Below are 6,438 nucleotides of genomic sequence, written 5' to 3'. Positions count from 1 at the left end.
GGCCCGCCTGGCCGCGCTGGTCGAGGAGCGGCGGCGGCTGGAGCGCGAGGTTTCCGACCTGCGGCGCAAGCTGGCGACCGCCGGCACCGGCGGCGGTTCCGGGCCGGAGGTCAAGGAGATCGCCGGAGTCAAGTTCACCGGCCGGATCCTCGACGATCTGCCGGCGCGCGAGCTGAAGCCGATGGCCGACGCGCTGAAGCAGCAGCTCGGCTCCGGCATCGTCGCGCTGGTCGGCCGGGCCGAGGGCAAGCTGTCGGTCTGCATCGGCGTGACCGACGACCTGACCGGGCGGTTCGACGCGGTGGCGCTGGTGCGCGCCGCGGCCGAGGCCGCCGGCGGCAAGGGCGGCGGGGGCCGCCCCGACATGGCGCAGGCGGGCGGGCCGGATGCCGCCCGGGCTGGCGAGGCATTGGCGGCGGTCGAGGCGGCGCTGGCCGCCTGACCGGAGGGGTCTGAAAGGATCTGTCGCGGTGGTCGCGGATGTGGTAGCGTCCGCGACTGAAGCCGCAATATGTGGTACGCGCAGGCGATGCGCGTGATCTTGGGAGAAGCGGATGTCTTGGACCGAAGAAAGGGTGGCGCAGCTGCGCCAGCTCTGGGGAAACGGGAAGAGCGCAAGCGAGATCGCCGAGATCCTGGGGGGCGTCTCTCGCAACGCGGTGATCGGCAAGGCGCATCGGCTGGAGCTGTCCGGCCGGCCGTCGCCGATCAAGCGGAAGGAGGATGAGGAGGAGGAAGAGGTCGCCGCCGCCGCTCCGGCCGCCGTCGAGGCGCAGCCCGCCGCGGTGGAGAAGGTCGCGGCCAAGCCGGTGCCCGAGCGCAAGTCCGGCGGCGCCACCATCCTCAACCTGACCGAGCGGATGTGCAAATGGCCGATCGGCGATCCGCGCGACAAGGACTTCCACTTCTGCGGCAAGGCCTCGCACGGCAATTTCCCGTACTGCATCGAGCATGCCCAGATCGCCTATCAGCCGCCGGGCAAGCGGCGGGACGAGGATCGCGCCATCCTGCGGGCGTGACGCCCGGCCGGGATTGATCCCCTCGGCGATGTGACGCAACGGGGCCGGTGCCGCAGCTGCGGGCCGGCCCTGCACCTTTTTGAGGTCTGCGGATGCTTTTCCTGCGCGACCCGCCTTCAATTTGACGCGAATTTCACTCGACGGCGCCCCGTTTCCCGGCATTAATTCCTTATCTCCGGGGGGAGGTAACGATGCGAGGGGTTCTGGTCAGGGCCGCCGGGCTGTTCGCCTCGGCGGCTCTTTGCCTGCCGCCGAAGCGGCAGCCTCCGGTCGATGCGGGATCGGGCATGGCGATCCACGCCTAGGAAACGATCCAAACGGGCGGCGCCGTCGGCCCGGGCGGCCCGCACCGATCCAAATCCCGGGCGGAGGGGGATCATGTTCGATCGTGTATTGCGGTACGCCGCCGCGGCGGTGCTCGCCATGGCCGCGGTGTCGGGACCGGCATTGGCCGAGGACTCCCCGATCAGCTTCGTCTCGGGACCGCTGAAGGGGGTCGCGGCGCAGAACGTCAAGCATGAGGAGAAGACGCTGCCGCACTCCGCCTTCGGCGCGATGCGGACCGACACGGCGGTGTTCAAGTCCGGCGCGATGATCGGCTATGTCGACTGGTCGCGCCTGGGCGGCCATTACCGCTGGCAGGACGAGGACGCCAGCGCCCTGTCCGACAGCGTCAAGGAAATCTTCCACGCCACCGGCTTCACCATCCTGGAAAGCGACCAGGCCACGGTGAACGGATACCTCGCCCGGTACCGCAAGATCAGCCTGGCCGGGGTCGACCGCCGCTGCGGCGTGTTCACGCTGACGCGCAGGAACCACATGGTCCAGGGCTTCGCCTGCGCGCCATCCGCCCAGGCCTTCCGGGTCCAGGATGTGATGCAGGGGATCTCGATCGACGGCGTGATCGGGCCCTGAGGGGTACCGATCCAATCAGGGCGGAGGGGGACTATGATTCATCGAATGAAGCGGTGCGCGGCGGGTGCCCTTGTTCTCGCCGTGCTGTCCTGGCCGGCGCTGGCCGAGGAGTCGCCGATCGACTTCGTCTCGGGGCCGCTCGCCGGGGCGGCGGCGAAGAACCCGAAGCACACCGAGGAGCAGGCGTCCGAAGGCAGCGGCACCGTCCGGACGGACACGGCGACCTTCTCGGCAGGGGAGTTTCTTGCCTATGTCGACTGGTCGCGTCTGCCCGGCGGCTACCGCTGGAACGACACCGACCATCTCGGCAGCCTTGCCGGAGCCGCCCAGCGCTGGCTCAAGGCAACCGGGTTCAACGTGGTGCGCGGCGACCGCACGACGGTGAACAACTTTCTCGCCCAGTACCGGATCATCAGCCTGAGCGGCACGAGCGACAGCTGCGCCGTGTTCGACCTGCGCCGGGCCAACCACATGATCCTCGGCGCCGTCTGCCGGTCGAGGGGCGGGGAGGTGCCGGTGATGGCCGTCCTGCAGGGGCTTTCGATCGACAACGTGATCGGCCCCTGAAGCAGAAAGGCCGGCGTGAGCCGGCCTTTCCGTTTCCGCAGGGCCTCTGGGCGTCAGCCCATCGCCACCTGCAGGTTCTGGTCCAGCTTGTCCAGGAACTGCTCGGTCGTCATCCAGGGCTGGTCCGGCCCGATCAGGATGGCCAGGTCCTTGGTCATGTGGCCGGCCTCGACGGACTCGACGCAGACCTTCTCGAGCGTCTGGGCGAAGCGCAGCAGCTCCGGCGTCTCGTCGAAGCGGGCACGGTAGGTCAGGCCCTGCGTCCAGGCGAAGATCGACGCGATCGGGTTGGTCGAGGTGGCGCGGCCCTTCTGGTGCTCGCGGTAGTGGCGGGTCACCGTGCCGTGCGCCGCCTCGGCCTCGACGGTCTTGCCGTCGGGGGTCAGCAGCACCGAGGTCATCAGGCCGAGCGAGCCGAAGCCCTGGGCCACCGAATCCGACTGCACGTCGCCGTCGTAGTTCTTGCAGGCCCAGACGAAGCCGCCCTCCCACTTCATGGCCGAGGCGACCATGTCGTCGATCAGCCGGTGCTCATAGGTCAGGCCGGCCTTCTGGAACCGGTCCTTGAACTCGGTGTCGTAGACCTCCTGGAAGATGTCCTTGAACCGCCCGTCATAGCCCTTGAGGATCGTGTTCTTGGTCGACAGGTACACCGGCATCTGGCGCAGCAGGCCGTAGTTCAGCGACGACTGGGCGAAGCCGCGGATCGACTCGTCCAGGTTGTACATGCTCAGCGCCACGCCGGCGCCCGGGAACTTGAACACCTCGAGCTCGACCGGCTGGCTGCCGTCGGCCGGGGTGTAGGTCATGGTCAGCGTGCCGGGACCGGGGACCTTCAGGTCGGTGGCGCGGTACTGGTCGCCGAAGGCATGGCGGCCGACGATGATCGGCTTGCGCCAGCCCGGCACCAGCCGCGGCACATTGCGGCAGATGATCGGCTCGCGGAAGATGGTGCCGCCGACGATGTTGCGGATCGTCCCGTTCGGCGACTTCCACATCTTCTTGAGGTTGAACTCCTTCACCCGCGCCTCGTCCGGGGTGATGGTGGCGCACTTCACGCCGACGCCGTACTTCTTGATCGCCTCGGCGGAATCGATCGTCACCTGGTCGTCGGTTTGGTCGCGGTACTCGATCCCGAGGTCGTAGTAGCGCAGATCGATGTCGAGATACGGCAGGATCAGCTTGTCCTTGATGAACTGCCAGATGATGCGCGTCATCTCGTCGCCATCGAGCTCGACGACCGGGGTCTTGACCTTGATCTTGGCCATGTCGGGATCTTTCCGCTTCGTACAGGAATGGCCGGGCTTATAGCATCCGGCCGCGAGGGGCGAAAGGAGAGGGGCCTACACCCATTTCTCAGTGGCGGGGCGGGCGATCGCCTGCGGCGCGGCGATGGCGCCGAACACCTCCTCGACCGTCTCGACCACCTGGTACAGGTCGCGGTTCTCCGGCCGGACAAAGCCTTGGGCGACCATGTGGTCGACCAGGCGCAGGAACGGCCGCCAGAAGCCGTCGATGTCGACGAAGACGACCGGCTTGTCATGCAGCTTCAGCTGCCGCCAGGTCAGCATCTCGAAGGTCTCGTCCAGCGTGCCCAGCCCGCCGGGCAGGACGATGAAGGCGTCGGACCGGTCGAACATCATGCGCTTGCGGGTGTGCATGCTGTCGACGACGTGCAGCTCGGTCAGGCCGGTGTGCTCGACCTCCAGCGCCTGGATGTGGTCGGGGATGATACCGACGACCTGGCCGCCGGCGCCGAGCGCGGCATCGGCGACGATGCCCATCAGCCCGACCCGGCCGCCGCCATAGACCAACTGCAGCCCGCGGGCCGCGATCAGCGCGCCGAGGCTGGCGGCGGCGGTTTTATAGCGGTCGTCGACGCGGGTGGAGGAGCCGCAATAGACGCAGAGGGAACGGATATCGGCCATGGGATCGCACACAGGTGACTAAGGGGCCGGCGCAGCCGGCGCGCGACATTAGGAAGGGATCGACCTTGGAGCAAGTTTCGATGAAGCCGCAGCAGCGGTTTGTTGCGAGTCGATGACTACGCGGATAATTTGGCCCGAATAATATCGGGGCGGTTCCAGCGTTGAAAAAACTCCTGTTGATCGGCGGCGTTGCGGTCGCCGTGCTCGCGGCTATCCTCGCCGTGGTCCAGTACACCGGGCAGCGTCGCGATGCGGCCCCGCCGGAGGTGGCTGCGGCCTCTGTCCCGGTTCCGGCCGCTCCGCCTGCGGCCGCTGCGCCGAAGCCCATCGTCCCGCCGCCCGCGGCCGAAGCTCCGAAGCCCGCCCCGGCTTCGACCCCGGCCGCGCCGCCCTCGCCGAGGGTGCTGGGGAGCGGGTTCGACGAGCCTCCCCAGATCGCCGGCGCCCCGGCCGTGACCGCCCTGGCCCCGCGCCGGAACGACACGAAGCCGGACGCCTCGGCGGAACCGCCGCAAGCGCCGCCCGGAGGTCAGACTTCGGCCCAGCCGCCGCAGGCACCGGCCCAGCCCCAGGCTTCGACCGAACCGTCGCAAGCGCCACCGGGACCTCAGGCTTCGGCCCAGCCGCCTCAGGCGCCGGCCCAGCCGCAGCAGGCTCCGGTTCCGCCTGCCCCCGATGCGAAGGAGCCGGCGGCGCTCGGCTTCGACGCCATCCGCGTGAACGCCGACGGCGGCATCACCATCGCCGGGCGCGGCCCCGCCGGGGCCCGCATCCTGCTGATGGATGGCGAGCGGCAGATCGGATCGGTGCAGGCCGACAGCTCCGGCGGCTGGGTGTTCCTCTCCGACGCGCCGATCGCGGCCGGCGACCACCAGATCTCGCTGCGCCTCGCCGATGGCGGCAGCGCCGTAGGCGAGGTCGCCACCGTGGTGGTGCCGGAGCGGGGCCGCGACATCGCCGGGCGGCCGGCGGCCGGCAGCAGCGGCAGCGCCCTGGTGATGGTGACACCGCAGCAGGGCGCCTCGACCGTGCTGCAGGCCCCCGCGGCGGGTTCGTCGGGCCCGGTCCCGGCCGCGCCGGGCGGCACCGGCGGCACGCTGTCGATCGATGTCATCGACTATGGCGAAGGCGGCGCCGTCTTCGTCAGCGGCCGCGGCCAGGCCGGCGCCACCGTGCGGCTCTATCTCGACAACCGGCCGATCGGCGAGGGCGGGACCGATCCGCGCGGCCGGTTCCGCATCCAGGCGGGGGAGGCGATCGCGCCCGGCATCTATCGCCTGCGGGCCGACCAGCTCGACGCCTCCGGCAAGGTGACGGCAAGGGCCGAGACCCCGTTCCAGCGCGCCGCTCCGGCCGACATCGCGGTGGCTGAGGGGCGCGTGGTGGTCCAGCCCGGCAACAGCCTGTGGCGGATCGCACGCCGGGTCTATGGCGAGGGACTGCGCTACACCGTGATCTACCAGGCCAACCAGGAGCAGATCCGCAACCCGGATCTGATCTATCCCGGCCAGATCTTCACCGTGCCGGCGGCACCCAGCACGGCCGTTCCCGGCTGACGTCGAAAGGCTCTGCGGCGTGATGTCCGTCACAGCGGAAGGCGGCAGCAACGCCTAGGATGGCACAGCTCGATTGCGTCTCCCGCTCGAGCAGCCTCCCTGTTTACCTCTCGGGCCCTGGTCCTCCAGGGCCCGTTTTCTTTGCCTCAGGCCAGCAAGTCGGCCATCACCGACCGGTAGCGCGCCGCCACCGCGGCCTCGTCCGGATGCCGGCCGTCGCGCACGCGCCAGCGGCCGCCGGCCATGACGTGGCGGATCGGCGAGTCATTGACGGCGAAGACGAAGCTGTCGAGCAGCGTGTCGCCGTGCCGGCCGATCAGCGCCGGGTGGTCCGGGTCCAGCACGATCAGATCGGCGCGGGCGCCGGCCTCGATCCGGCCGGTGGCGCGGCCGACTGCGCGGGCGCCGCCGTCGATCGCGGCCTGGAACAGCGTGGCGCCGACCGAGGGCCGG

8 protein-coding genes are annotated in these 6,438 nt (G+C 69.7%); 5 read left to right on the top strand and 3 right to left on the bottom strand.

The window, feature by feature from the left end:
* From ABDW35_RS29560 to ABDW35_RS29545, 4 genes are all read left to right on the top strand, one after another.
* Positions 1–442 (top strand): DHHA1 domain-containing protein (locus tag ABDW35_RS29560; RefSeq protein WP_343717430.1); only part of this gene is annotated, 442 nt, incomplete at its 5' end.
* A gap of 112 nt (positions 443–554) precedes the next feature.
* Complete coding sequence (locus tag ABDW35_RS29555) at positions 555–1,019, top strand: GcrA family cell cycle regulator (RefSeq protein WP_343717429.1); 465 nt, start codon at positions 555–557, stop codon at positions 1,017–1,019.
* Between the two features lie 378 nt (positions 1,020–1,397).
* The gene (locus ABDW35_RS29550; protein ID WP_343717428.1) at positions 1,398–1,934 is read left to right on the top strand and encodes a hypothetical protein; all 537 of its coding nucleotides are present in this window, start codon (positions 1,398–1,400) and stop codon (positions 1,932–1,934) included.
* A 45-nt stretch (positions 1,935–1,979) separates the two neighbouring features.
* On the top strand, positions 1,980–2,501 hold the full coding sequence (locus ABDW35_RS29545) for a hypothetical protein (RefSeq protein ID WP_343717427.1): 522 nt from the start codon (positions 1,980–1,982) through the stop codon (positions 2,499–2,501).
* A 53-nt stretch (positions 2,502–2,554) separates the two neighbouring features.
* On the opposite strand, the gene ABDW35_RS29540 is transcribed toward ABDW35_RS29545, so the two are convergent.
* Both ABDW35_RS29540 and ABDW35_RS29535 read right to left on the bottom strand, forming a co-directional pair.
* Positions 2,555–3,769 carry an NADP-dependent isocitrate dehydrogenase gene (locus ABDW35_RS29540; protein ID WP_343717426.1) on the bottom strand — a complete coding sequence of 405 codons (1,215 nt, stop codon included), beginning with the start codon at positions 3,767–3,769 and terminating at the stop codon, positions 2,555–2,557.
* Between the two features lie 75 nt (positions 3,770–3,844).
* Positions 3,845–4,429, bottom strand: coding sequence for a TIGR00730 family Rossman fold protein (locus tag ABDW35_RS29535; protein WP_343717425.1), 585 nt, complete (start codon positions 4,427–4,429; stop codon positions 3,845–3,847).
* Positions 4,430–5,145: 716 nt separating this feature from the next.
* Here ABDW35_RS29535 and ABDW35_RS29530 point away from each other — a divergent pair.
* The gene (locus ABDW35_RS29530) at positions 5,146–5,985 is read left to right on the top strand and encodes a LysM peptidoglycan-binding domain-containing protein (RefSeq protein ID WP_343717424.1); all 840 of its coding nucleotides are present in this window, start codon (positions 5,146–5,148) and stop codon (positions 5,983–5,985) included.
* A gap of 146 nt (positions 5,986–6,131) precedes the next feature.
* Here the strand turns inward: ABDW35_RS29530 and ABDW35_RS29525 are convergent.
* On the bottom strand, positions 6,132–6,438 hold a 307-nt coding region (locus ABDW35_RS29525), incomplete at its 5' end, for an amidohydrolase family protein (protein ID WP_343717423.1).

It is taken from the genome of Inquilinus sp., assembly GCF_039594555.1.
In the GTDB taxonomy this organism is placed as follows: domain Bacteria; phylum Pseudomonadota; class Alphaproteobacteria; order DSM-16000; family Inquilinaceae; genus Inquilinus.
This window is presented reverse-complemented; position numbering and strand designations above follow the sequence as displayed.